The 26,704-nt window shown below is 72.2% G+C and carries 16 protein-coding genes; 12 read left to right on the plus strand and 4 right to left on the minus strand.

The annotated features are described in order from the left end of the window. Positions 1–90: 90 nt before the first annotated feature. Positions 91–1,215 carry a GuaB3 family IMP dehydrogenase-related protein gene (locus tag AC07F0_RS10465; RefSeq protein ID WP_020276389.1) on the plus strand — a complete coding sequence of 375 codons (1,125 nt, stop codon included), beginning with the start codon at positions 91–93 and terminating at the stop codon, positions 1,213–1,215. 651 nt (positions 1,216–1,866) lie between these two features. Here AC07F0_RS10465 and AC07F0_RS10470 read toward each other — a convergent pair. Beyond that, complete coding sequence (locus AC07F0_RS10470; protein WP_478976758.1) at positions 1,867–3,075, minus strand: nucleotide sugar dehydrogenase; 1,209 nt, start codon at positions 3,073–3,075, stop codon at positions 1,867–1,869. A gap of 290 nt (positions 3,076–3,365) precedes the next feature. Here AC07F0_RS10470 and AC07F0_RS10475 point away from each other — a divergent pair, with 290 nt between their 5' ends. Beyond that, positions 3,366–5,072 (plus strand): glycerol-3-phosphate dehydrogenase/oxidase, encoded by a 1,707-nt coding sequence (locus AC07F0_RS10475; protein WP_436727558.1) that lies wholly within the window; start codon positions 3,366–3,368, stop codon positions 5,070–5,072. Positions 5,073–5,159: 87 nt separating this feature from the next. On the opposite strand, the gene AC07F0_RS10480 is transcribed toward AC07F0_RS10475, so the two are convergent. Continuing rightward, on the minus strand, positions 5,160–6,203 hold the full coding sequence (locus tag AC07F0_RS10480) for a serine hydrolase domain-containing protein (protein WP_478976760.1): 1,044 nt from the start codon (positions 6,201–6,203) through the stop codon (positions 5,160–5,162). A 184-nt stretch (positions 6,204–6,387) separates the two neighbouring features. Here AC07F0_RS10480 and AC07F0_RS10485 point away from each other — a divergent pair, with 184 nt between their 5' ends. The 8 genes from AC07F0_RS10485 to AC07F0_RS10520 all read left to right on the plus strand — a co-directional run bounded on the left by AC07F0_RS10485 (position 6,388) and on the right by AC07F0_RS10520 (position 21,562). Continuing rightward, positions 6,388–8,409, plus strand: a complete 2,022-nt coding sequence (locus AC07F0_RS10485; RefSeq protein ID WP_478976763.1) for a serine/threonine-protein kinase — start codon at positions 6,388–6,390, stop codon at positions 8,407–8,409. 153 nt (positions 8,410–8,562) lie between these two features. Continuing rightward, entirely contained in the window at positions 8,563–11,100 is a 2,538-nt protein-coding gene (locus AC07F0_RS10490) for a protein kinase (protein ID WP_478976766.1), read from the plus strand. 167 nt (positions 11,101–11,267) lie between these two features. Beyond that, positions 11,268–13,046, plus strand: coding sequence for a serine/threonine-protein kinase (locus AC07F0_RS10495; RefSeq protein WP_478976769.1), 1,779 nt, complete (start codon positions 11,268–11,270; stop codon positions 13,044–13,046). 116 nt (positions 13,047–13,162) lie between these two features. Further along, the gene (locus tag AC07F0_RS10500; protein ID WP_478976772.1) at positions 13,163–14,383 is read left to right on the plus strand and encodes a serine/threonine-protein kinase; all 1,221 of its coding nucleotides are present in this window, start codon (positions 13,163–13,165) and stop codon (positions 14,381–14,383) included. A 127-nt stretch (positions 14,384–14,510) separates the two neighbouring features. Further along, a complete protein-coding gene (locus AC07F0_RS10505) occupies positions 14,511–16,160 on the plus strand; it encodes a serine/threonine-protein kinase (RefSeq protein WP_478976775.1) in 1,650 nt (549 codons plus the stop codon). 61 nt (positions 16,161–16,221) lie between these two features. Continuing rightward, entirely contained in the window at positions 16,222–17,991 is a 1,770-nt protein-coding gene (locus tag AC07F0_RS10510; RefSeq protein ID WP_478976777.1) for a serine/threonine-protein kinase, read from the plus strand. A gap of 137 nt (positions 17,992–18,128) precedes the next feature. After that, positions 18,129–19,757 carry a succinic semialdehyde dehydrogenase gene (locus AC07F0_RS10515; protein WP_478976780.1) on the plus strand — a complete coding sequence of 543 codons (1,629 nt, stop codon included), beginning with the start codon at positions 18,129–18,131 and terminating at the stop codon, positions 19,755–19,757. A gap of 17 nt (positions 19,758–19,774) precedes the next feature. Continuing rightward, complete coding sequence (locus tag AC07F0_RS10520; protein ID WP_478976783.1) at positions 19,775–21,562, plus strand: GMC family oxidoreductase N-terminal domain-containing protein; 1,788 nt, start codon at positions 19,775–19,777, stop codon at positions 21,560–21,562. A 90-nt stretch (positions 21,563–21,652) separates the two neighbouring features. On the opposite strand, the gene AC07F0_RS10525 is transcribed toward AC07F0_RS10520, so the two are convergent. Beyond that, positions 21,653–22,639, minus strand: coding sequence for an LAETG motif-containing sortase-dependent surface protein (locus AC07F0_RS10525; protein WP_478976786.1), 987 nt, complete (start codon positions 22,637–22,639; stop codon positions 21,653–21,655). A 214-nt stretch (positions 22,640–22,853) separates the two neighbouring features. Here AC07F0_RS10525 and AC07F0_RS10530 point away from each other — a divergent pair, with 214 nt between their 5' ends. Continuing rightward, a complete protein-coding gene (locus tag AC07F0_RS10530) occupies positions 22,854–23,990 on the plus strand; it encodes a hypothetical protein (protein WP_478976788.1) in 1,137 nt (378 codons plus the stop codon). Between the two features lie 524 nt (positions 23,991–24,514). Here the strand turns inward: AC07F0_RS10530 and AC07F0_RS10535 are convergent. Next, a complete protein-coding gene (locus AC07F0_RS10535; protein ID WP_478976791.1) occupies positions 24,515–24,796 on the minus strand; it encodes a chorismate mutase in 282 nt (93 codons plus the stop codon). Positions 24,797–25,123: 327 nt separating this feature from the next. Between AC07F0_RS10535 and guaA the strand changes: the two genes are divergently transcribed. Next, a complete protein-coding gene (gene guaA / locus AC07F0_RS10540) occupies positions 25,124–26,704 on the plus strand; it encodes a glutamine-hydrolyzing GMP synthase (protein WP_478976794.1) in 1,581 nt (526 codons plus the stop codon).

The raw sequence follows: 26,704 nt of genomic DNA on the forward strand, positions 1-26,704 counted from the left end.
GAGGGCGGTTCCGGAGCATCCGGGGCCGCCCTCTCCATGCCCGTCGGCGATACTGGAAGACGCTGAAACGCAAAGGGAAAGGCCACCAACGTGACTGAGATCGAGATCGGGCGCGGCAAGCGCGGCCGCCGGGCGTACGCCTTCGACGACATCGCCGTCGTCCCCAGCCGCCGTACGCGGGACCCGAAGGAGGTCTCGATCGCCTGGCAGATCGACGCCTACCGCTTCGAGCTGCCGTTCCTGGCCGCCCCCATGGACTCGGTCGTCTCCCCGGCCACCGCCATCCGCATCGGCGAGCTGGGCGGCCTCGGCGTGCTGAACCTCGAAGGTCTGTGGACGCGCTACGAGGACCCGCAGCCGCTGCTCGACGAGATCGCCGAGCTGCCCGCCGAGGCCGCCACCCGGCGCCTCCAGGAGATCTACGCCGCGCCCATCAAGGAGGAGCTGATCGGCGCGCGGATCAAGGAGGTGCGCGACTCGGGCGTGGTCACGGCCGCGGCGCTCTCCCCGCAGCGCACGGCCCAGTTCTCCAAGGCCGTCGTCGACGCGGGCGTGGACATCTTCGTCATCCGCGGTACGACGGTCTCCGCGGAGCACGTCTCCGGTTCGCACGAACCGCTGAACCTGAAGCAGTTCATCTACGAGCTGGACGTCCCGGTGATCGTCGGCGGCTGCGCCACGTACACCGCCGCTCTGCACCTGATGCGCACCGGTGCGGCAGGCGTGCTGGTCGGCTTCGGCGGCGGTGCCGCGCACACCACGCGCAACGTGCTGGGCATCCAGGTCCCGATGGCGACGGCGGTCGCCGATGTGGCCGCGGCCCGCCGCGACTACATGGACGAGTCCGGCGGCCGGTACGTGCACGTGATCGCGGACGGCGGTGTCGGCTGGTCCGGCGACCTGCCCAAGGCGATCGCCTGCGGCGCCGACGCGGTCATGATGGGCTCCCCGCTCGCCCGCGCGACCGACGGGCCGGGCAAGGGCCACCACTGGGGCATGGAGGCCGTGAACGAGGAGCTGCCGCGCGGCCAGAAGGTCGACCTCGGCACGGTCGGCACGATCGAGGAGATCCTCACGGGCCCGTCCCACACCCCCGACGGATCGATGAACCTCTTCGGCGCACTGCGGCGGGCGATGGCCACGACCGGGTACAGCGAGCTGAAGGAGTTCCAGCGGGTCGAGGTGACGGTGGCGGACTCGCAGCACCGGCGGTAGTCCGTTCCAGGACTGAGAAGGGCCTGGTCACTCGGGGGAGTGGCCGGGCCCTTTCGCATGCCCAACTGGCTTGCGCGGGGCGCGTGTTGCCGTAGGGGGGCGCACGGTTGCCTTCGGGCCGGTTGGCCCCGTTGAGGGCGGTTTCGAGGCGCTAGTGTCCGTGATCGGCGCCCCAGGTTCTTCTGGGTGCCCCCTTCCAAGGACACGGTTCCGGACCCCGGCCCTCGGGGCCCGGCCCGAATCCGACGTGCTGTCTACCGGGTCAATGGGCAGCGTCGTGGAAGGGGGCGCCCATGGGACGCCACCGCAAGCCCACCCGCTGGGACCGACTCCGTCTTCGGATGGTGCAGTGCCGGAGGAGGTGGATCTTGCGGATTTTCGGATGGTGAGCGGCCGCCCCCACGAAGACTAGGGGCGGACACTCCGTGATCCATCCTGGAGCCTGCCCGCAGCGACCACTGCGGTGGGCTCCACCTTGTTTCGGATGGTGAGCGGCCGCCCCCAAGAGAGCTAGGGGCGGACACTCCGTGATCCATCCAGGAGCCTGCCGCAGCGACCACTGCGGTGGGCTCCGCCTTGTTTCCGTAAGGTACCCGCGCCGCGTGCCGCATGCCACCAGCCCCAGGGCTCACGCACCCCGCACGCCCCTCTTCACAACCGATGCGCCGCCCCCGTGGGCGCCGCTCCCCGCGTGTCCAGCAGCAGCTGTGCCTTCACCGACAGGCCTTGCAGGTCGTACGTGCGGTGCTGCTGGAGGAGGATGGTCAGGTCCGCGTCGGCGACCGCCTCGTAGAGGGAGTCCACTCGGGGGACGGGGCGGTCCAGGACGCTCCAGGCGGGGACGTGCGGGTCGTGGTAGCTGACCGAGGCGCCCAGTTCCATCAGGCGCAGGGCGATCTCCTGGGCGGGCGTGCCGTGCAGGTCGGCGAGGTCGGGCTTGTAGGTGACGCCCAGGAGCAGCACGCGTGCGCCGCGGGCCGACTTGCCGTGCTCGTTGAGGAGCGTGGCGGCGCGCTGGACGACGTAGCCGGGCATGCGGCTGTTGACCTGCTGGGCCAGTTCCACCATGCGCAGGGTGCGGCCGCCGCGGGTCGTCAGGTCCTGCGGGACGGCGTGGCCGCCGACGCCGGGGCCGGGGCGGAAGGCCTGGAAGCCGAACGGCTTGGTCTCCGCGCAGCGGACGACGTCCCACAGGTCGACGCCCAGGTCGTGGCAGAGGACGGCCATCTCGTTGACGAGGGCGATGTTGACGTGCCGGTAGTTGGTCTCCAGCAGTTGCACGGTCTCCGCCTCGCGGGGTCCACGCGCGCGTACCACCTTGTCGGTGAGCCGTCCGTAGAAGGCGGCGGCCGACTCCGTGCAGGCCGGGGTGAGGCCGCCGATGACCTTGGGGGTGTTGGCGGGCGTGAAGTCGCGGTTGCCGGGGTCGACGCGGCTGGGGGAGTAGGCGAGGTGGAAGTCGCGGCCCGCGCGCAGCCCCGATCCCTCTTCGAGGAGAGGGCGCAGGAATTCCTCTGTCGTCCCCGGGTACACAGGGGACTCCAGGATCACAGTGGTGTGCGGGCGCAGGTGCGCGGCCAGGGTGCGGGCGGCCGCCTCCAGCTGGCTCAGGTCGAGTCCGCCGTCCATGCCCCGCGGGGTCGGTGCGCAGATGACCGCGGTGCGCACCCGGCCGAGCTCGGCCCCGTTCGTGGTCGGCCGGAAGCCCCCCGAGAGCATCCGGCGCTGTTCGGCGGCGCTGAGGGAGCCGGCCTCGGGGCCGGTCCGGTAGCCGATGGTGGCGACGCCTGCGGCGACGGCGGCCTGGGCCAGGGGCAGGCCGTACGGGCCGAGTCCGATGACGGCGAGATCTGCGGGCATGGCGTGGCCGTCCTTCCCGATAGCCGAAGTGGGACAGGTGCGCAAGCCCTGTGGACAGGACGGGCGAGCGCAATGTCAGACTAGGAGTAAATATGACCGATATGCGGGATTGCTCGCCCGAGTTTCGGTGAGTGTCCCGTGGGCGTTGTCCACAGGCTGATGGCCCGTGGTGGCTGAAGTCGGGCAACGCGGTCAGAATTTGGGCATGGGATACGGACGGGGTCTCACCCGACGGGTGCGGCCGGCGCGACCGAGGCGGCACCAGCCGCCGCGATGAGCGGGAGGCAGCGGTGAGGACAGCGACACTCGGGCCGGCGCAACGCGCCGAGTCACTCGCATCTATGGCCGAGCGCGAGCTGGACGTGCTGGTGGTGGGCGCAGGCGTGGTCGGTGCGGGTACCGCCCTCGACGCCGCGACCAGAGGCCTGTCCACGGGACTGGTCGAGGCGCGTGACTGGGCGTCGGGCACCTCCAGCCGGTCCAGCAAGCTGATCCACGGCGGCCTGCGCTATCTGGAGATGCTCGACTTCGCGCTCGTCCGGGAGGCCCTGAAGGAACGCGGCCTGCTCCTGGAGCGGCTCGCCCCGCATCTGGTGAAGCCCGTGCCGTTCCTGTACCCCTTGCAGCACAAGGGCTGGGAGCGGCTGTACGCCGGGTCGGGCGTCGCGATGTACGACGCCATGTCCATGGCCCGGGGGCATGGCCGGGGCCTGCCCATGCACCGCCATCTGACCCGCTCTCACGCCCTGCGCGTGGCGCCCTGCTTGAAGAAGGACGCGCTGGTCGGGGCGCTGCAGTACTACGACGCCCAGATGGACGACGCCCGATACGTGGCGACCCTGGTGCGCACGGCGGTGGCGTACGGCGCGCAGGCCGCCAACCGCGCCCGTGTGACGGGTTTCCTGCGCGAGGGCGAGCGGGTCGTCGGTGCGAAGGTGCAGGACGTGGAGGGCGGCGGCGAGTACGAGATCCGTGCCAAGCAGGTCGTCAACGCGACCGGCGTGTGGACGGACGACACCCAGGCGATGGTCGGGGAGCGCGGCCAGTTCCACGTCCGGGCGTCCAAGGGCATCCATCTGGTCGTACCGCGCGACCGGATCCACTCCACGACCGGGCTGATCCTGCGCACGGAGAAGTCCGTGCTGTTCGTCATCCCCTGGGGCCGGCACTGGATCGTCGGCACCACGGACACCGACTGGGACCTCGACAAGGCCCACCCGGCCGCGTCCAGCGCGGACATCGACTACCTGCTGGAACATGTCAACTCGGTGCTCGCGGTGCCGCTCACCAGGGATGATGTCCAGGGCGTGTACGCGGGCCTGCGGCCGCTGCTCGCGGGCGAGTCGGACGCCACCAGCAAGCTGTCGCGCGAGCACACGGTGGCGCATCCCGTGCCCGGGCTCGTCGTCGTGGCGGGCGGCAAGTACACGACCTACCGGGTCATGGCCAAGGACGCGGTGGACGCGGCGGTGCACGGGCTGGACATGCGTGTCGCCGAGTGCGTCACCGAGGACGTGCCGCTGCTGGGTGCCGAGGGCTACCGGGCGCTGTGGAACGCGCGGGCGCGGATAGCGGCCCGGACCGGACTGCATGTGGTGCGGGTGGAGCACCTGCTCAATCGGTACGGGACGATGGCCGAGGAACTCCTCGCGCTCATCGCCGAGGACCCTTCCCTGGGCGAGCCCCTGCCGGCGGCCGACGACTATCTGCGCGCCGAGATCGTCTACGCGGCCTCGCACGAGGGGGCGCGGCATCTGGACGACGTGCTGACCCGGCGGACGCGCATCTCCATCGAGACCTTCGACCGGGGCACGCGCAGCGCCCGTGACGCCGCCGAGCTGATGGCTCAGGTCCTCGGCTGGGACAAGGACCAGATCGAGCGCGAGGTGCAGCACTACGAGAAGCGGGTGGAGGCCGAGCGGGAGTCGCAGCGCCAGCCGGACGACCTGACGGCGGACGCGGCGCGGCTGGGGGCGCCGGACATCGTGCCGCTCTAGGTGGCTGTTCCCGCGATTGGGGCGGCGCGTTCGACATCACCCGAACGAGTGTCAGAAACCGGGATCCTCGTTCGGAACCCGGTCGTTCTACGAGGTGCGGGGGCAGAACTCGGCCGCGAGCACCGCGGGTTCGAGACCGGGATCCGCGATCGCGTCCGTGTTCACGCGGAAGGTGAGGACACGCCGGCCGTCGACGGTGGCTGCGGTGCGCACGTAGCTGCCGGATATGTGCCCGTTGTGCCCCCACACCGTCGTGCCGCACGGCAGTTTCTCGGGAAACAGGCCCATGCCGTACGCGCCGTGTGCCGCACGGGTGTCGAGCATCTCGCGCAGCCGGTGCGGGGGCAGCAGCCGCCCGCCGAGCAGGGCCGAGTAGAAGCGGTTCAGATCGGCGAGCGTGGACACCAGCTCGCCCGCGGCGCCGGCCCCCCGCGGGTCGAGATCGGTGACGTCGGTTCCGTCGGCGGCGTAGGCGCGGCCGTGCGGGGAGGGCAGCGAGGAGCGGGATCCGGGGAAGGAGGTGCCCGTCAGACGCAGGGGAGTGATGATGCGGCGCTCGGCCTCGACGGCGTACGAGTGGCCGGTGACCTGCTGGACGACCAGGCCGAGCAGGACGTAGTTGGTGTTCGAGTAGGAGAAGCGGCCGCGTTCGGCCGGGGGGTGGGTGACCGCGATGCGTATGGCCTGACGGGGTGTGACGGGTGCCGTTCCGCCGGTGGCCGCGGTGTAGTCGTACAGGCCGCTGGTGTGGGTGAGCAGGGAGCGCAGGGTCAGCGCGCGGCCGTCGTTGCCCGCTCCCCGCACCAGGCCCGGCAGGTGCTGCTCCACGGTGTCGGACAGCGACAGCCGGTGCTCGGCGGCCAGTTGCAGCACGACCGTCGCGATGAACGTCTTCGTGACGCTGCCGGCGCGGAAATGGTCCGACCGGGCGATTCCCTGCCCGGCGTGGGCATAGCGGGCGGTTGCCTGCTCCTGGGCCAGCAGGGCCGCGGCCGGTGCCCTGCCCCGGGTCACCAGCAGCGGAAGCACCGCGTCCGTCGGCGGAGCCGAGAGAGCCGACGAGTCGGCCGGAAGCAGGCCGAGGAGGGCCACGGACACAGGCAGGGACAGCAAGGTCCGAAAGGGCGGCACACGGGCTCCTCCCTGGTCGGGGCGTCGGGGGCCCATCATGCAGGGCGGCGCGCCGGGCGCCGCGACCGGGTTCCGGATGGGCGGGGCCGAGGGGGCGTTTCACCAGAGGGCCCCTGGGGCGCTGGGCACTTGTCGGGTGAGAGACAATGGAGGCTCTGTCAGGGCGGGTTGTATGAGGGGACGCATGTCGGAGGCGGAGCGGGCGGGCACATCTCGTCAGGACACTCGTCAGGACAACAGGGAGCGTCTCCTCGCGGGGCGTTACCGGCTGGGCGAGGTGCTCGGCCGCGGTGGCATGGGCACGGTGTGGCGGGCCCAGGACGAGACCCTGGGGCGGACGGTCGCCGTCAAGGAGCTGCGGTTCCCGTCGAACATCGACGAGGAGGAGAAGCGGCGGCTGATCACGCGGACGCTGCGCGAGGCCAAGGCGATCGCGCGGATCCGCAACAACAGCGCGGTGACGGTCTTCGACGTGGTCCAGGAGGACGACCGGCCCTGGATCGTGATGGAGCTCGTCGAGGGCAAGTCGCTCGCCGAGGTCATCCGGGAGGACGGCCTCCTCGAACCGAAGCGGGCCGCCGAAGTCGGGCTCGCCGTCCTGGACGTGCTGCGCTCCGCGCACCGTGAGGGCATCCTGCACCGCGACGTGAAGCCGTCGAACGTGCTCATCGCCGAGGACGGCCGGGTCGTGCTCACGGACTTCGGCATCGCCCAGGTCGAGGGTGACCCGTCCATCACCTCGACCGGCATGCTCGTCGGCGCGCCCTCCTACATCTCCCCGGAGCGGGCGCGCGGGCACAAGCCGGGTCCGGCGGCCGACCTGTGGTCGCTCGGCGGGCTGCTGTACGCGGCGGTGGAGGGCACGCCGCCGTACGACAAGGGGTCGGCCATAGCGACTCTCACGGCGGTGATGACCGAGCCGTTGGAGGAGCCGAAGAACGCCGGCCCGCTGAAGGACGTCATCTACGGGCTGCTCACCAAGGACCCCGCCCAGCGGCTCGACGACGCGGGCGCCCGGGCGCTGCTGAACTCGGTCATCCACGCCCCCGCGCCGGCCGAGCCGGAGCCGATGGACGCGACGAAGGTCGTGCCGCTGCCGGCGCAGCCGGACAAGTCCTCGCGCAAGGGGAGTCCGGCCGGCTCCGGGAGCAAGCGGAGCGAGGAGCCCGGGGAGCGGCTGCGCGGGGCGCTGCGTTCCGTGCGCAAGGCCGCCGTGGGGACGGGCGGGGCCTCGGCCGCGTCCCGGACCCGGTCCGAGGAGGGCACGGCCTCTTGCGGACCGGAGGGCGCGAAGGCCGGGGCCGGAGACGCGGGTGCCTCCGTGTCGACGCCCGGTTCGGCGTCGGCCTCGGGGGCCGCTGCCGGTGCCGGGGCCGGTGCGCAGGGGGCGAAGGCGACGTCCGAGGGCCGGAGTTCGGGATGGCCCGTCATGCCGCGGCCGGACCTGCCGCCGCGGCCGACGCCCAGGGCGCCGCTCACCGACGTGGTGCCGCGGCGCACCATGGTGATCATCGCGGCGGTCGTGGTGCTCGCCGTGATCGGCACGGTGCTCGCCATCGCGCTCGGCGGAGACGACAAGGACTCGAAGGGGTCCGCCGGAGGGAACGGCGGCAAGGCCGTCGCCACCGCGCCCAGCAGCGCCGACACCAAGGGCGACGAGAGCGACGGCACGCGCACCGACAGCGCGGCGACGCAGCCCACGCCGTCGGAGCCCGCCTCGAACAGCACGGCAGGCGACCGGGCGAGCGAGTCCTCCGCCGGCGGCAAGGGAACCGCCGCGGTGTCGACGCACCAGGGCAGCCAGGGCTACTCGATCGGTCTGCCCAAGGGGTGGAAGTACGGGTCCACGGGTGCCGCGGGCGACCGGTTCACCGGGCCCGACGGGCAGAAGCTGCTCATCGCCTGGACATCCACGCCCAAGGGCGACCCGGTGGCGGACTGGAAGAGCCAGGAGCGCTACATGCAGCGCGCGCAGTACAAGAAGATCCGGATAGAGCAGGTGGACTACCGCGGCTGGAACACGGCCGACTGGGAGTTCACCTACGTGGAGAGCGGCACCAAGTACCGGACCATCGACCGGGGTTTCGTCGTCGACGACCGGCAGGGCTACGCGCTGATGTACACGGCGAAAGCGGCCGGCTGGGGCGATGAGCTGCGCAAGGAGACCTGGCGGACGCTGACCAAGACCTTCGAACCCAAGTCCTGAGCATGAGCGGCCCCGGGTTTGGGGAGGCAGATCTGGCATCCCCACATTGCGGGTTGCCTGCGGCACGTATCGTAAATGTTTGCGGACCGTGCGCAGCCGGAACGGACCGTGGGGCGAACGGATGTGACCGACCAGGCTGCCGGGGGAGGCATCGTGGACGACTATGCGGGACGGGTGCTCGCCGACCGCTACCGCCTGCCGCTGCCGCCGTCCGACGAGTACGAACTCACCGAGTCCCGGGCCTTCGACACCTACAGCGGACAGGAAGTCCTGGTCAGGGCAGTGCCGTTGCCGGAGGTGGTCGAGGCGGAGGTCCTCGACGCGGAGGGGCTGCCCGACGGCTTCACGGCCCGTGACGGCGGCGCGCGCAGGCCCGGCGCCCGTGCGGGCATCCGGCGACCCACGGACCCGGTCGTACGGCGCGCGGTCGAGGCCGCGCAGTCCGCGGCGGCCATTCCTGACCATCCCCGACTCGACCAGGTCTTCGACGTGTTCGCCGAGGGCGGCTCGCTGTGGATCGTCAGTGAACTGGTGGCCGCGCGTCCGCTGGCGGCGCTGCTCGCCGAGAAGCCGCTGACGCCGTACCGGGCGGCCGAGGTGGCCTCCGACGTCCTCATGGCGCTGCGGGTGCTGCACGGGCACGGCTGGGTGCACCGGAACATCACCGCGCGGACGGTCCTCGTCTGCGACGACGGCCGGGTGATGCTGACCGGACTGGCGGTGGGCGCGGCGGAGGAGGCGCTGTGCGGGTACGACCCCGTTCCGGCTCCGGCCCTCGGCGAGCCCGGCCAGGAGACCAGTGGCGCCGGGCCGGCCGATGGCGTCGGCGGTCCTGGCGGTGCCGGTGGCTCAGGAGGCGTCGGTGGCCCGGGTGTCGCCGGTGTATCGGGCAGCGGTGGCGCGGGTGACCCCGAGGCCGCGCGGCGGGCCGCCATCGAGGCTCGGGAGGCCCGGGGACTGCCGGCGGTCGGAGCCGACGCGGGGAGCGGGGTCTCGCCCGTGCCGGCCCGCAGGAGCGAGGCCGACAGCGCGGACCCGCGGGCCGCGCGAGCCGGGGCGATCGCGGCCTACCGGGCGGGTGCCCGTGCCGCGGCCCGGGTCCATGAGACGCAGCAGAACGGCCGGGCGGCGCTGCCCGGCGCCCGGCCCGCCCCGGACGGCGGAGCCGGGCCCCACGTCAACGGCTCGGCGCAGTCGCCGTACGTCCCCGGGCAGAGCACAGGGCCCGGCGGGGCCGCACCGGGGCAGACAGCCGGCCCCTACGGCGTGAGCGGTGGCCCCCGGACGACCGCTTGGCACGGCGCCACGCCCCGCGGCGCAACGGGCAGCGTGCCCTCGCCGGGACAGGAACAGACGGCGCTCCCGGCCCCGGAGCCCGCTGCTTCCGGCGAGCCCACCCGGTGGGACGACCTGGTCGCCCACAGCCCCGCGCCCCGGCGCGGCCCGGCCACGGCGCTGGCCGCCGAGCGGGCGCGGCAGGCGCGGATGGCCGTAGTGGGCCCCGTGACGGAGCGCTGGGCGCCGGAGCAGGCCGGACCCGTGCACGAGAACTGGCAGTTGGCCGCGCCGATCGGTCCCGCCACCGACCTGTGGGCGCTCGGCGCGCTGCTCTTCCGGGCCGTACAGGGGCATGCGCCCTACCCGGAGGAGTCGACGGCCGAGCTGGTGCAGATGGTGTGCGCGGAACCGCCCGCGTACGCCGAGGAGTGCGGGCCGCTCAGGCCGGTCGTGGAGTCGCTGCTGCGACAGGACCCGACCGAGCGCCTCGACGTCGAGGAGCTGCGCGGCTGGCTGCGCTCGCTGGTGCGCTCGGCGCCCGAGCCGGAGGCCGGTGTGCACGTCGTCGCGGCGCCGCCCGTCGACGCGAGCCGGCTGCCCGTCGTACGGCGCCGGGGCGAGCTCGTGCGCAGGCGGCGGGCCGGACTGCCCGCGCACCACGGACGGCACAAGCGGGCCAGGAAGGAGTCCCGCTCGCCGCACCGCCTCGGCCGCACCCTGCTCCTGCTCGTCCTGCTCGTGATGGCCGCGGCGATCGCCTACGCCATGCTCTTCATGCCCAAGTCGCAGACCGACGGCGCGCAGGGCACGGACCGCACCGGAGCCGCCGGTGAAGTCAGCCAGGCGCCCGAGCCGGAGGCCAGCGGCGAGCCCCGGCCCGACCGGGCGTCGCCCGAGCCGGAGAAGAGCCCGTCGACATCGGCCGGTTCCACGCAGACCCAGACCACCGGCCCCGAGGTCGCCGACGGCTTCACCCTGCGCAAGGACTCGGCGGGCTTCCAGGTCGCCGTCGCCAAGGGCTGGGACCGTACGCCGCGGGGCGGCAGCGGCCAGGTCGTCTACGCGAAGGGCGACTTCGAGCTCATCGTCGTACCGGGCCGGGACAGCGCGTCGGAGTACGGCAGCGATCCGATGGTCTACCAGCGGGAGAAGGAGCGCGAGTTGCAGCCGTACCGCGACTCCAGCTGGGCCACCTCCACAGGGCTGAAGACGATCGAGGTGGGCGGACGGACCATGGCCGAGGGGCAGTTCACCTGGAGCGGCGACGACGGGGGCGAGCTGTATGTGCGCAACCTGGCGATGCTGGTCGACGGGCGGTACCACGTGGTCCAGGTGCGCGGACCGGAGTCGGAACGGGACGAGGTGACGCGGCTGTACGAGCAGGCGGCGGCGACGTACAGGACGACGAAATGATCTCCTGACGCGCCGGCCGTGCAGGGGCGTTCACCTCACGGTTCCCTCCTGTCCCAGGTGGCGACAACCGTCACAGTGCGGTCACCGTGGTACCCCGCTTGTTCCCTGGGGAAGGGCGGGTCCTTACGCTGACCCTGTCAAGACCATTGCGGGGCAACGTGAATCAGATGCAGGGCCTGCTCGTCGCGGGCCGCTACCGGCTCGCCGACTCCATCGGCAGTGGCGGCATGGGCCGGGTATGGCGAGCACATGATGAGGTGCTGCACCGGTCCGTCGCCATCAAGGAGCTGACGGCCGCCCTCTACGTCTCCGAGAGCGAGCAGGCCATCCTGCTGGCGCGCACCCGGGCCGAGGCCAGGGCCGCCGCGCGGATCAACCACTCCGCGGTCGTCACCGTGCACGACGTGCTGGAGCACGACGGCCGCCCGTGGATCGTGATGGAGCTGGTCGAGGGCCGCTCCCTGGCCGACGCGGTCAAGGAGGAGGGGCGCGTCGAGCCGCGCGAGGCGGCGCGCATCGGCATGTGGGTGCTGCGGGCCCTGCGCGCCGCGCACACCGCCGGCGTCCTGCACCGCGACGTCAAGCCGGGCAACGTCCTCCTCGCCCGGGACGGACGTGTCCTGCTCACCGACTTCGGCATCGCCCAGATCGAGGGCGACACCACCATCACCCGGACCGGAGAGGTCGTCGGCTCGGTCGACTATCTGGCGCCCGAGCGCGTGCGCGGCCATGACCCGGGCCCGTCCTCCGACCTGTGGGCGCTCGGCGCGACGCTCTACACGGCGGTCGAGGGCCGCTCGCCGTTCCGCCGCACCACACCGCTGACCACCATGCAGGCCGTGGTCGAGGAGGAGGCCGCCGAGCTTCAGCACGCGGATGCGCTCACTCCGGTCATCACCGCCCTGCTGCGCAAGGATCCGGCCACCCGGCCCGACGCGTCCGAGGCCGAGCAGATGCTCGCCGAGGCGGCGGAGGGGCGGCGGCCGAGCGAGGCGCAGGCGTATGTGCCGACGCAGTACGGGGGACCGTCGCCGTACCGGGACGCGCACAGCGGCACGGGCACGTCCGGCACGAACCCTTCGAGCACGAACCCGTCCGGCACGGGCACGGCCGCTGCCGGCTCGGGATCGCACACCCGGACGCCGCTCCCGCCGCCGGCCGGGACGCGCGCCGGCGGGACGCCGACGACCGGTGCCGCCACGGCCGGCACCGCGGCAGCCGGGGCCTTCGCCACCGGGCACGGGATGCCCGATCCCATCATGGTCGGCCCGATGGCGGCGGGTGCGCGGCCGGCCGGTCCGGGCCGGCGCCGCCGGCTTCGCACCCTCGCCCTCGTCGTCGCTCTCGCGGCCATCATCGGCGGAGGCACCGCGGTGGTGCTCCAGCAGTGGAACGAGAGCCGGCAGACGGCGGGCTCCGCATCCGGTACCACCCGCACGGAGCGGCCCGGGGGCTCGGTGCCCGACGGCTGGACCCGCCGCGACGACCCCGTGGGTTTCAGCCTCTACCTGCCCAAGGGCTGGAAGCGTCAGACCTTCGGCCCGCAGGGCGAGCTGAAGCAGATCGACTACACACCCGACGGCGGCCGCCACTTCGTCCGGATCGCCGTCGACACCTCCCCGGACTTCGCCGACCCGTACGCCCACCAGCTCGACCTGGAACAGCAGTTGCAGCGGCTGGTCCACTACAAGCGCGTGAAGCTGGAACGCAACGTCTACCGTGACCGGGACGGTGCGCTGTGGGAGTACACATGGACCGCGCAGGCGAAGGACACCGAGTTCCCCGGTCCGCGCCGGGCCATCGAGGAGACGTACGTCGCCCGCGACGGCACCGAGTACGCGCTCTACATGTCGGCGCCCGCGCAGGACTGGGCGAAGGCGCGCAAGCAGTTCACGGCGCTGTTGCAGGGCTGGCAGGAGAAGACCCCTGACGCGGGAGGCTCCTGACGTGGGCTCCTGACGCGGGCCCCGAAGCGGGAGGCCTCTGACCCAGGGCCGTGTGTTTCGGCCACCCGCGGTCCGCTGCCCCGGAGGCCGTCCCTCCGTTGGGGCATGATTGCCGCATGGGGACCGAGGGGCACAACATGCGTGTCATCGCGGGCCGTTACCGGCTCGAGGCGAGGCTCGGGCGCGGTGGCATGGGCGTGGTCTGGCGGGCGACCGACCAGCTGCTCGGCCGGGGCGTGGCCGTCAAGGAACTCCCCTTCGACGAGACGCTCTCCGAGGCGGAAGCGCGTCGGCAGCGGGACCGTACGCTGCGCGAGGCGCGGGCCGTCGCCCAGCTCAGCCATCCGCACATCATCGTCGTCCATGACGTCGTCGAGGACGACGAACGCCCGTACATCGTCATGGAGTTGATCGAGGGCGGCTCGCTCGCCGACCGGCTCGCCACCGAAGGCCCGGTCGACGCCGCCGAGGCCGCACGGATCGGCATCGCCCTGCTCGGCGCGTTGCGCGCCGCGCACGCGGCCGGGGTGCTGCACCGCGACCTCAAGCCCGACAACGTGCTGCTGGAGGCCGGTACCGACCGGGTCGTCCTCACCGACTTCGGTATCGCCCAGGTCGCGGGCGCCCCCACGCTCACCGAGAACGGTTCTTTCGTCGGCTCGCCCGAGTACACCGCGCCCGAGCGGATGTCGGGAGTCAGGACCGGGCCCGAGTCCGACCTGTGGTCGCTGGGCGCGCTGCTGTGCGCGGCCCTCAGCGGCGAGTCGCCGTTCCACCGCGACTCGCTGGGCGGCGTCCTGCACGCGGTCGTCGTCGGCGACATACGCCCGCCCGCGCAGGCCGGCCCGCTCCTGCCCGTCGTCCATGGCCTGCTGGAACGCGACCCGGACCGGCGGCTGGACGCGGACCGGGCGGAGCGGATGCTGCGGGCGTTCCGCGAGACGGGCAGTACGCCGCAGGCTCCGCCGCCCGGGTACCCGCCGACGGTGCGGGACGCCTCGTACGGACGGCCGCCGGACGGCGCCTATCGGCGACCGCCGATGCCGCCGATGCCGCCGATGGGCCTGCCCGGCCCGGACCAGCGGTACGAGCAGGTGCTCCGGCAGCCCACGCGCCGGGTGCTCGTGGCCGCGCTGCTGGTCGCCGCGATGGCCGGGGCCGGTGTGTCGGCGGCGGCGCTGCTCATGGACGAGGGCGGCGGGGACGGCGGCCGTACGCCGAAGAGCTCGGCGCCGAGAACGCCGTCGGCCGGCCCGTCGTCCCACGGTACGCGCACTCCCAGCACTCCGGCGGTCACCAGCGCCACCACGACCGCCGCCCCCTCGGCCTCGCCTTGACATGGTGCGCGGCCGATGAGCCTCGTACCGGACAAAGGGGAGGTAGTGACCGGATCACGTCACGGGTCTGTGACCGGGACGCGTCCGTGCTGGATGCGCAAGCGCTTGGCGCGATATGGATGACCTCATGAGCAGCAACGGGGGAGCCCGATCCGGGGCCGACGAGCCAACGAGTTTCGCTCTGCAACCACCGAATCCACCGGTGCCGGTACCAGGGAACCCGTACGCGACGCCCACCCAGGTCGTGTCCACCGAGGTCGTACCGCCCCCGTCTGCGGCAGCGGTCCAGGATCCCGGAGCCGGGCGGCTCATCGCCGGGCGTTACCGGTTGATCGCCAAACTCGGGCACGGCGGCATGGGCACGGTGTGGCGCGCCAAGGACGAGACGGTGGACCGGGAGGTCGCCGTCAAGGAACCCCGCGTCCCGGAGCATCTTCCCGAACGCGAACGCGCCAACGCCTTCGAGCGGATGCGCCGCGAGGCACGTGCCGCGGCCCGGCTCGATCATCCGGCGGTGGTCGACGTCCACGATGTCGCGGTCGTGGAGGGGCAGCCGTGGATCGTGATGGAGCTCGTGCGGGGCCGTTCGCTGGGCGACGCGCTCCAGGAGGGCACCCTGTCCGCGCGCGAGGCGGCCCGGATCGGCCTGGAGGTGCTCGGCGCGCTGGAGGCCGCGCACGCGGCGGGCATCCTGCACCGTGACGTGAAACCGGACAACGTGCTGCTCGGCCGCTACGACCGGGTCGTCCTCACCGACTTCGGCATCGCGCAGATCGAGGGCGAGACCAACCTGACCGACACCGGCGGCTTCGTCGGCTCGCCCGAGTACATCGCGCCCGAGCGGGTGCTGGGCCAGCGCCCGGGGCCGGCCAGTGACCTGTGGTCCCTCGGCGTGGTGCTCTACGCGGCGACGGAGGGCGTCTCGCCGTTCCGCCGCAGCAACACCCCGGCCACGCTCCAGTCCGTCCTCAACGCCGCGCCCGCGCCGCCCACCTCCGCCCAGGGCCCGCTGGCCGAAGCCATCACCGGCCTGCTGCACAAGGACCCGGCCCGCCGCCCGGACGCCGCCCGGGTGCGCGCCCTGCTGGAGGCCGCGGCGAACCCGCCGGCCGTCCAGGCCACGCAGGTCGTCCCCATGACGGGTGGTCAGGATCGAAGACTCCGGCTCGGCCGAAAGGGGTGGGCGGGACTCGGTGCGGCGGTCGTCGCGGTGGCGGTGACGGCGTACCTGGTGCTGGCGAACCCGTTCGCCGGGCCGCTGCCCGAGGGCTGGACGACACGCCAGGAGAAGGACCTCGCCGCGTCGCTGGCCGTTCCCGGCGACTACCAGCGGACCGTGCCCGACCGGCAGTCGGACCAGGGGCACGGGGTCAGGTACACCGACTGGAGCGGCAGCATCTGGATCGGCCTGACGCTCGAAAAGAAGTCGGAGGACACCGGCCGCGCCATCGCCGGCTCCGCGGCCGCCGAGATGTACGACGACGACACCGGGTTCAAGGACACCGGCAGCTACAGCCTGGACATGCCCGAGAACCCGAAGACGGCTCCCAAGGACACCACCTACAGGGGGAAGAAGGCCGCCGAGAACACCGTCAAGTACCTCACCGACGACACCGAGAACGCCCGTCCCCGCGAGCTCAGGATCTTCTACTACCGGACCTCCGGCGGCGACATGTACAAGCTCACCGTCAGCTACCCGGGCAGGGGCGACTTCACCAAGCGCGGACGAGAGGTGGCCGGCACGGCGATCGCGAACCTGGACATCGACGGGACCTGAACCGCCCTGCCGCCACTGCCTCGCGTCGACAAGGAGCCGCTCCGCGGGGTACTGATGGGGCATGAGCAACGACGGGGGCGGGACGGGCGCCCAGGGCCGGTCGGTCGGTGGGCGATACCGGCTGATCGAGCGCATCGGCTCCGGCGGAACGGGCACCGTCTGGCGGGCCTACGACGAGCTCGTGCAGCGGGAAGTCGCCGTCAAGCAGCCCCGGTTGCCGGGCGACCCGGGCGACCGGGAGGACGACGGCCACCGGCGTGCGGCCCACCGGCTCTTCCGCGAGGCCCGCGCCGCCGCTCGAGTCGACCACCCCGCGGCCGTCACCATCCACGACGTGGTCGTCGAGCCCGAGCGGCAGCCGGACGCCCGCGCCGGGCGGGCCGATCGCCCCGGCCGGTGCGGACGCGACGGGCTGGACGCGGTCGACGCGGTGCTCGACGGACTCCCCTGGATCGTCATGGAGTTGGTGCCGGGCGAGTCCCTGCACGAGGTGCTCCGGCGCGGCCCGGTCGAGGCGCGCGAAGCCGCCCGGATCGGCCTCGCCGTCCTCGGTGCCCTGCGTGCCGCGCACTCCGTCGGCATCGTGCACCGGGACGTGAAACCGGCCAATGTGCTCCTCGGCCCCCGCCGGCGGGTCGTCGTCACGGACTTCGGCACCGCCCACATGCCGGGCGAGGAAGCGCTCACGCCCGGAGGGGAGTTCACCGGCTCGCTGGACTTCGTCGCGCCCGAGCGGATGTCCGGCCGCATCGCCGGGCCCGCCTCCGACCTGTGGTCCCTGGGCGTCCTGCTGTACGCGGCCGTCGAGGGGGCGTCCCCGTTCCACCGGGACACGCCGGAGGCCACGCTCGCCGCGATCCTCGCCTGTGAGCCGCCCGAACCGAAGCAGGCCGGACCGCTCGGACCGCTGATCGGGCGGCTGCTGGTGCGGGACCCCGAACGGCGGCCGGACCCCGAGGAGGTCGCGAAGGCGCTGAAGGCGGCGGCCGGGCAGTGGCCGGCGGCGGAGGAGATTTCGAAGGAGACCCAGCAGGCCGCTGACATACGGGAGTCGTCGGATCTACGGGAGCTGTCGGATATACGGAAGTCGTCGGATATATGGGAGTCCTCGGGTGTACGGGAGTCCTCGGCCATACGGGATTCTCCAGGTGCCATGGATTCCGCGACGGAGGGCCCCGACCCGCTCCGGCTCACCGACGGCAAGGCCGCGCCACCGGAGGAACCCCGACCCGGCCCCGAGGCGCGGAACCGCCCCGCACCCCCGAAGCTCCAGAGCCTTCTCCGCCCCGGTCCGCTCGCCCTGATGAGCGCACTGCTCGCCGGCGGCATGGGCGCCGCCACCCGCCTCGGCGACACCAGCGGCACGCAGACCGCCGAAGCGACGGAGTCCTGGACCCCGCACAGTGATCCGGACCTGGCGGCCGTACTCCATCTCCCGAGCCGCTACCGCGAACTCGACCGGACCGGCAGCGCGACCGACCAGCCCCGCACGGTGCTCTACGGCGACGAACAGGGCGGCACCGTCCAGGTCCGCCTCCTCCTGTGGGACCGGGCCCCGGGCTCCCCGATGGACCAGGTCCGGAACGCACCCGTCGTGCGGGGGGACACGCAGTACTCCCGCACCGGCGTCCATGGCTACGAGGCCGTCCTAGCCGACACCGCCTACCACTTGGACGAGGACCCCAGACGGGTCATGCGGGTGCTGATCCGCACCGACGACGACCGCATGTACGAACTGCGCGTCGACATGCCCAAGGGCACGCCCGAAGAGGAGGAGGGCATCTCGGTGTTCGAGGGCGCCCGGGACCGGCTCGGGATCGTAAAAGGCTGAATCACACCAACTGGTCACCGCACAACGGCCTGATCAGGGCGTTCGTTGCCAGCAGCCACTGGCGCCTTGTGTGCACTCGGTGAAGCCGTATTACCGACGGGTACCCAAAGGCTCCGCCGGGGCATACCCTGCGGCTCATGACGGACGCGCACGCCCCGGAGAAGACCGGCACGGCACTGGCCGGCACGAACCCCCTCGCCCCCGCCCCGGAGGGCGCCCGCACCGCCGCCGACGTGGTCACCCCCGAGCTGGTCGCCCAGCTCACCAAGGGTGTGTCCGGCTCCGGCCGGACCGCCAACCACACGCCGTTCACCGGCGAGAAGCTGGCCGACCTCCCCGAGTCGACGCCCGAGGACGTGGCCCGGGCGTTCGAACTGGCCCGCGCCGCCCAGGCCGTGTGGGCGCAGACCCCGGTGCGGCAGCGCGCGGCCGTCCTGCTGCGCTTCCACGACCTGGTGCTGGAGCGCCAGGCCGAGGTGCTCGACCTGATCCAGCTGGAGACCGGCAAGGCCCGGCTGCACGCCCACGAGGAGGTCCAGGCCGTCGCGGTCGCCGCCCGGCACTACGGCCGCAAGGCCCCCGCCTATCTCCGCCCGAAGCGGCACGCCGGTGCGATGCCGACCCTCACCAAGGTCATCGAACGGCGCCATCCGCGCGGTGTCGTCGGCCAGATCGCGCCCTGGAACTACCCGCTGGAGCTGTCGGTCGGCGACGCGCTCCCCGCCTTCGTCGCGGGCAACGCGGTCGTCATGAAGCCCGACACGGAGACCTGCCTGACCGCCCTGTGGGCCCGTGACCTGCTGATCGAGGCCGGACTGCCCGCCGACGTCTTCCAGGTCGTCCTCGGTGACGGCCCGGTCGTCGGTCCGGAGGTCGTCCGGCACGCCGACTACGTCTCCTTCACCGGCTCCACCCGCACCGGCCGCGAGGTCGCCCAGGGCGCCGCCGCCCGGCTGGTCGGCGTCTCCCTCGAACTCGGCGGCAAGAACGCCATGCTGGTGCTGGAGGACGCCGACATCGAGAAGGCCGCGGCCGGAGCCGTCCGTGCCTGCTTCTCCTCCGCGGGCCAGCTGTGCATCTCCATCGAGAGGCTGTACGTCCACGAGTCGATAGCGGACGCCTTCCTGGAGCGCTTCGCCGCCCGTACGAAGGCCATCCGCCTCGGCACGTCCCTGGCGTACGGCGCCGACATGGGCTCCCTGGTCGGCGAGCGCCAGCTGGAGACCGTCACCCGGCACGTGGAGGAGGCGGTCGCCAAGGGCGCGAAGGTCCTCGCGGGCGGCGTGGCCCGACCGGACATCGGCCCGTACTTCTTCGAGCCCACGATCCTCGACGAGGTCGCCACGGACATGTCCGTCTGCACAGAGGAGACGTTCGGCCCGGTCGTCTCGGTCTACCGCTTCACGAGCGAGGACGAGGCGATCGAGCGCGCCAACGCCACGGCGTACGGCCTGAACTCCTCGGTGTGGACGAAGAACGGCCGACGCGGCCAGGAGGTGGCTGCCCGTCTGCGCACCGGCACCGTCAACATCAACGAGGGGTACGCCCCCGCGTACGGCAGCGTCCAGTCGCCCATGGGCGGCATGAAGGACTCCGGCCTCGGCCGCCGCCACGGTGCCGAGGGCATCCTCAAGTACACCGAGGCCCAGACGGTCGCCCATCAGCGAGTCCTGCCGATGGCCCCCTCGCTGGGCATGGACGACGAGAAGTACGCCCAGTTCATGAGCAGGAGCCTGCGCCTGATGAAGGCGTTCCGGTTCCGGTGATGCAGCGAGGAGAGCACGTGCCTCAGGACGCTTACGACTACGACGTCATCGTGGTCGGCTCCGGCTTCGGCGGCTCGGTGACCGCCCTGCGCCTCACGGAGAAGGGCTACAAGGTCGGCGTCCTGGAGGCCGGCCGCCGCTTCACCCGCGAGTCCCTCCCGAAGAACTCCTGGGACCTCAAGAACTACCTGTGGGCGCCGAAACTCGGTATGTACGGCATCCAGCGCATCCACCTCCTGGGCAACGTCATGGTCCTGGCCGGAGCGGGCGTCGGCGGCGGCTCCCTCAACTACGCCAACACCCTCTACGTCCCGCCCAAGCCGTTCTTCGAGGACCCCCAGTGGCGGGACATCACGGACTGGCAGGAGGAGCTGAAGCCGTACTACGACCAGGCCCGGCGCATGCTCGGCGTCCGGCTCAACCCGACCATGACCCCGTCCGACGTGCACCTGAAGGCCGCGGCGGAGCGCATGGGCTGCGGTGACTCCTTCCACCTCGCCCCGGTCGGCGTCTTCTTCGGCGACGGCGAGGACGCGGACGGCACGGCGAAGGCGAAGCCGGGGCAGGAGGTGCCCGACCCGTACTTCGGCGGGGCGGGCCCGGCCCGCAGGGCCTGCGCGGAGTGCGGCGAGTGCATGACCGGCTGCCGCCACGGCGCCAAGAACACCCTCAACGAGAACTACCTGTACCTCGCCGAGAAGGCCGGCGCGGTCGTCCACCCCCTGACGACGGTCGTCTCCGTCACCGACGACTCGCGCGGCGGGTACGCGGTCGCCACCCTGCCCACCGACGACCGCCGCAAGGCCGAGGGCCGCACCTACAGGGCCCGCCAGGTCGTCCTCGCCGCCGGCACGTACGGCACCCAGACGCTGCTGCACCGTATGAAGGCCGGCGGCCAGCTGCCGTACATATCGGACAAGCTGGGCGGGCTGACCCGCACCAACTCCGAGGCCCTGGTCGGCGCCCAGACCGACGACCGGCGCTACCGCAAGGCGCACGGCGCGCCGAAGGCCGACTTCACGCGGGGCGTGGCCATCACGTCGTCGATCCACCCGGACGAGAACACCCACATCGAGCCCGTCCGCTACGGCAAGGGCTCCAACTCGATGGGCAGCCTGTCGATCCTCCAGGTCCCGTACGCCGGGAACAACTCGGGCACCTCACGGGTCCTGGGCTTTCTCGCCCACGCGGCGAAACACCCCTTGCTGGTGCTGCGCTCCCTGTCCAACCGCCGCTGGTCGGAGCGGACCATCATCGGCCTGGTGATGCAGTCGCTGGACAACTCCCTGACGACGTACCTGAAACCGTCGGGCGTCGGCCGCGGGCTGCTCACCGCCCGCCAGGGCCACGGCGCGCCCAACCCGAAGCAGATCAGGGCGGCCACGGAGAGCGCGTCGGCACTCGCCGCCGAGATCAACGGCTTCGCGGGCTCGAACGTCGGCGAACTGATGGGCACCCCGCTCACGGCCCACTTCCTGGGCGGCTGCCCGATCGGCGACTCCCGCGAGACCGGCGTGATCGACCCCTACCACCGCCTCTACGGGCACCCCGGCATCTCGGTCGTCGACGGCGCCGCCGTCTCCGCCAACCTGGGCGTCAACCCGTCCCTCACCATCACCGCCCAGGCCGAGCGGGCCATGTCGTTCTGGCCCAACAAGGGCGAGCCCGACCCGCGTCCGCGGCAGGGCGCGGCCTACGAGCGTCTCCAGCCGGTCGAGCCGAAGTCCCCGGCGGTCCCGGCGGACGCGTTCGGCGCGCTGCGGCTGCCGTTCCTCGGTCTGCCGGCCGTACCGCCGAAGAACTGACCGGCAGGCGGCAGCGGAAGAGGGACCTGCGCCCCCCTCCGAGCACAGGTCCCTCTTCCGCTGGTGCAACGGCCTGCCGGCCGCCATGGCTTACGCCTGGACGCCCGCCTTGCGGCGGCGCACGACGAAGACCGCACCGGCACCGGCGACGACCGCGGCACCGCCGACGAGGCTGATCATCGGCAGGGCGGAGCTGGAGCCGGTCTCGGCGAGGCTGCCGGTGACCTCCGGCGTGTTGCCGCTCGGCTTCTCGTCGGTGACGGGCGCCTTGCCGCCTTCCTGCGGCTTGGTGCCGCCGGTGTCCGTACCGGCCGGGACGATCTGGAACTTGTACGACACGTCGCCGAAGCCGGTGCACTCGGCGTCGTTGTCGCCGTAGATCGTCGCGCCGAGCGAGAAGCCGGCGCCGACCGGGGCGGACTTGCTGACGCTGAGACGCAGCGGGATGTTGACCTCGTAGTCGGGCTTCAGCTCGTCGGTGTAACCGACATAACCGACCGCGTAGCCGCCCGCGTTGAGGTCGACCCAGATCTTGTCCTGGGGGTCCCAGGCCTGGAGCTTGACCTGCTTGCTGGAGAACAGCTCCTCGCCGTTCTTGTCGGGGGAGGCCCCGGCGAAGAAGTCGAGGTCGTTGAGGGTGGAGTCGGAGTTGTTGAGCACGTTCAGCGAGAACTTGTGCCAGCCGCTGCCCGCCGCGATCTTGCCGGGAAGGCCGGTGATGCTGACGTCGACCTTGGTGTCCTCGCACACCGAGGGCTCGGGGTCGGGGGACTCCGACTCCTCGGGCTCGGAGGCGCTCGGCGCCGGGGAGGACTCGCTGGTGGAGGGGCTCGGCGACGTGGACGCTTCGGGAGCGGACTCGCTGGTGGAGGGGCTCGGCGACGCGGACGTCTCGGGAGCGGACTCGCTGGTGGAGGGGCTCGGGGACGTGGATGCCTCGGGAGCGGACTCGCTCACGGACGTGCTCGGCGACGGCGTCGTTTCGTCGGTCGCGTATGCGGCCGGTGCCGCGAGCAGTGCGACCGGGGCTATGACCGCCGTAGCGGCCGCTGCTGCCATGGCGCGGCGAAGCTTCATGAAGACCTCGGAGAGTCCGGGCGTACCGCAGGGTGCGGTACGAACGTTGGGGGAGGCCTCCGCGTGTGGGGCGCGGGAGTGCCCTTGGTTCGGCAGGTTTGATCCGTGAAGCCTGTGAATGGTTGTGTTGGCATTCACAGAATTCTTATGTGGCCTGAGTCACACTCAAGACGTTCTTGTGAAGGCGCCGCCCGCCCGCTTAGATCTTGACTTCGTGTCTGAAAAGCCGTCCGACGATCAGCCGTCGGCCTCGGAGTTCCCCGACGACGTCTGGGAGCAGTTCATCCGCGACGCCGAGCGGAACAACCATGCCGCAGCCCCGAAGGAGCCGTCCGCACGGGCGCGCATGGTGACGGAGCGGCTGAGACAGCAGGAGGCCCGGGGCGAGTCGCCTCCCGGGTGGCGAACGGGCCCGGCCTGGCAGGAGATGAACGGCCGGGCGGCGAGGCGCCGCAAGCTGTGGGCCGTACTCGGCGTGCCCCTCGCCGTCGCCGTGGCGCTGGTGGCGCTGAAACCGTCGCTGCTGCCCGGCGACCCCTTCGGCGCGGACGAGTCATCGGCCGCGGCCTCACCGCTGCCCGACGAGACCGCGGCCCCCAGCGCCGCGCCCGGGGCGGCGGACCCCGAAATGCCCACCCTGGACGAGCCGTTCGCCGGCTCACCGGCGCTGCGCTGGGCCGACGGCGAGGCCGGCATCGTGCTGCCCGAGGCCAAGGCCGTCGGGCCGGTCTCCAAGGACCGTGTGGAGCAGGCGCTGAGGCTGACGAAGAAGCTGCTGGTGGGAGCCAACCTCGACCCGAGGGCGGTGCGCGGCGCCCGTCCCGAGGCCGCGCTCTCCGTGCTCGACCCCAAGCAGCCGGACGTCCTCGACGACCTCGGCACCGCCCTGCGCTCCCCGAGCAGGAAGCACGACCCGGTGACGCTGTTCAGCCGTTTCGACCCCGACGAGGTGCGTCCGGCCGGCGACGTGATCAAGACCCGCGGCCGCATGACGTTCGGGAAGGGATCGCACGGGGGCGTCGCCGTGCGTGCCGACTACACCTTCGTCTACCCCGTCGTACGGGCCGACGGCCCCACCGAGGTCACCCGCACCATCGTGCGCCGGGTGCTCGACGTCGAACTGGCCGACCCCGCCCGGTACCAGGTCACCGAGGGCCGGCTGCTGCTCCTGGAGTACGACCAGGAGATCGGCAACTCCTCCTGCGACGTCCACGACGGGTATCTGCACCCGGAGTTCCCGTCGAGCCGGCCCTCGGGCGCGGTGCCGAGCGGGCCGACGACGGATCCGTACGACCGGAGCAGGGACATCGACCGCGACCCGGACGAGTGCGGGACGGTCTCGCGCACCTGACGGCCCTCGGGACGACCGGCGACGCAGGCGAAGGGCCCCGCGGGGTGGAGCCGCGGGGCCCTTCTTCTGGTCAGCACCGACGTCAGGGCAGCGCCGGTGCCTTGGAAGCGGCGCCGGGGGGTGCGCCGCTGGTCTGTACCTCTGGCAGTGGGGCAATGCGGGTGCCCGCGAGGGGGACTTGGGCTGTCTACGCATCGTGCTGGATGAACGCGGCGCCCGCAACCTTTCGATCCAGCCTTGTGCATTTTTGCAAGGTCCGCCGGTCGGCCCCGGGCGTCCCCGGAGCCGACCGTTCTCTTGGGTGACCGGGCTGCTGTCCCCTGCCGTCCGGTCACTTCCCTGGAGCGAGGTCCCACGACGCACGGCACGATCCGTACGTCTCATCGCTCCAGCGGGCCACGCGTGGTTTCTCTCGGGCCCGCGCCTGGCTGGCACGGACACCGGGACCAACGAAGCGGCCCGCGGGACGGTCACGCGCCGCACGGGGGGAGAAGAGGGCGCACGTCTGTCCTGGGAACGGGGTTTCAGATCCTGCCCCGGCACAGCTCCAGCAGGGTCATCGCGAGGGCCGTGCCCGGCTTGCCCAGAGCCTCCCGGTAGTGGCCGAGGACCTCCATCTCGCGGGAGAGGTTCACGCGCCGGCCGCCGGAGGAGATCCGGGCCTCCTGGATGACGGCGGAGACGGCCACCCGTTCCTGGATCAGGCCGATGATCCGGTCGTCCAGCGCGTCGATGCGCTCACGCGCGCCGGTGATCACGCCGGCGGCCTCGGGGGTACGGGCGCCGGTCACGTCGGTGGCGTTCATGGGGGCTCCTTGTCGTCGAGCGGTGCCCCGGAGCGGCAAGGCCCGGACGACGGCAGACGCCCCGGACCTTGTCGGCCCGGGGCGCCTGGGAAGTCGCTTGTCAGTTGCTCAAGCAGCACGACCATGGCAGCCGGCGGGCCGGGTGCCATAGGTAAAGACGAACGTCTGGTGCTGGAGCATGGGGCAAGTATGCCCCGCTCCCCGGGGGCGTCCAACACGGTTCGCATCCTGAGACGGTCCCGGCTCCCGGCGCCCGGACGACGCCCCCCGGCACCCCGGTAGAATCGGGTGGCACAAGACCCCCGCCCCACCGCCGGAAGGCACCCTGTGTCATCAGCGACTCCCGCTGCCAGCGCCGCCGACACCGTCCTGGTCGTCGACTTCGGCGCGCAGTACGCCCAGCTCATCGCCCGTCGTGTCCGCGAGGCGCGGGTCTACAGCGAGATCGTGCCGAGCACCATGCCGGTCGCCGAGATGCTCGCCAAGAACCCCGCGGCGATCATCCTCTCCGGCGGCCCCTCGTCGGTGTACGAGGAAGGCGCGCCCCGCCTCGACCGCGCGCTCTTCGAGGCCGGCGTCCCCGTCTTCGGCATGTGCTACGGCTTCCAGCTCATGGCGCAGAGCCTCGGCGGCACCGTCGACAACACCGGAGCCCGCGAGTACGGCCGCACCGAGCTGCACGTCTCCAAGTCGTCCTCCACCCTCTTCGAGGGCACCCCCGCCGAGCAGACCGTCTGGATGTCGCACGGCGACGCCTGCTCCGCCGCCCCCGAGGGCTTCTCCGTCACGGCCTCCACGGACGTCGTCCCGGTCGCCGCCTTCGAGAACGACGAGAAGAAGCTGTACGGCGTCCAGTACCACCCCGAGGTGATGCACTCCACGCACGGGCAGCAGGTGCTGGAGCACTTCCTGTACCGGGGCGCCGGCCTGACCCCGTCCTGGACCACGGGCAGTGTCATCGAGGAGCAGGTCGCCGCCATCCGCGAGCAGGTCGGCGACAGGCGCGCCATCTGCGGGCTGTCCGGCGGCGTGGACTCCGCGGTCGCCGCGGCCCTCGTCCAGAAGGCCATCGGCTCCCAGCTGACCTGCGTTTACGTCGACCACGGGCTGATGCGCAAGGGCGAGACCGAGCAAGTCGAGAAGGACTTCGTGGCCGCGACCGGCGTGCAGCTGAAGGTCGTGGACGCGGAGGAGCGGTTCCTCAAGGCGCTGGCCGGGGTCTCCGACCCCGAGGAGAAGCGGAAGATCATCGGCCGCGAGTTCATCCGGGTCTTCGAGCAGGCCCAGGCCGAGATCATCGCCGACCAGGGCCCGGCCGTGGAGTTCCTCGTCCAGGGCACCCTCTACCCCGACGTGGTCGAGTCCGGCGGCGGCACCGGCACCGCCAACATCAAGTCCCACCACAACGTCGGCGGCCTCCCCGAGGACCTCGAGTTCAAGCTCATCGAGCCGCTGCGCAAGCTCTTCAAGGACGAGGTCCGCATGGTCGGCCAGGAGCTCGGCCTGCCGGACGAGATCGTCCAGCGTCAGCCCTTCCCCGGCCCCGGCCTCGGTATCCGGATCGTCGGCGAGGTCACCAAGGAGCGCCTGGACCTGCTGCGCGAGGCCGACGCCATCGCCCGCGAGGAGCTCACGGCGGCCGGCCTCGACCGGGACATCTGGCAGTGCCCGGTGGTCCTCCTCGCGGATGTCCGCAGCGTCGGCGTCCAGGGCGACGGCCGTACGTACGGCCACCCGATCGTCCTGCGGCCCGTCTCCTCCGAGGACGCGATGACCGCCGACTGGTCGCGCCTGCCGTACGACGTCCTCGCCCGGATCTCCACGCGCATCACCAACGAGGTCAAGGACGTCAACCGGGTCGTCCTCGACGTCACCTCGAAGCCGCCGGGGACGATCGAGTGGGAGTAG

The sequence above is a fragment of the Streptomyces sp. NPDC045955 genome, assembly GCF_056430805.1.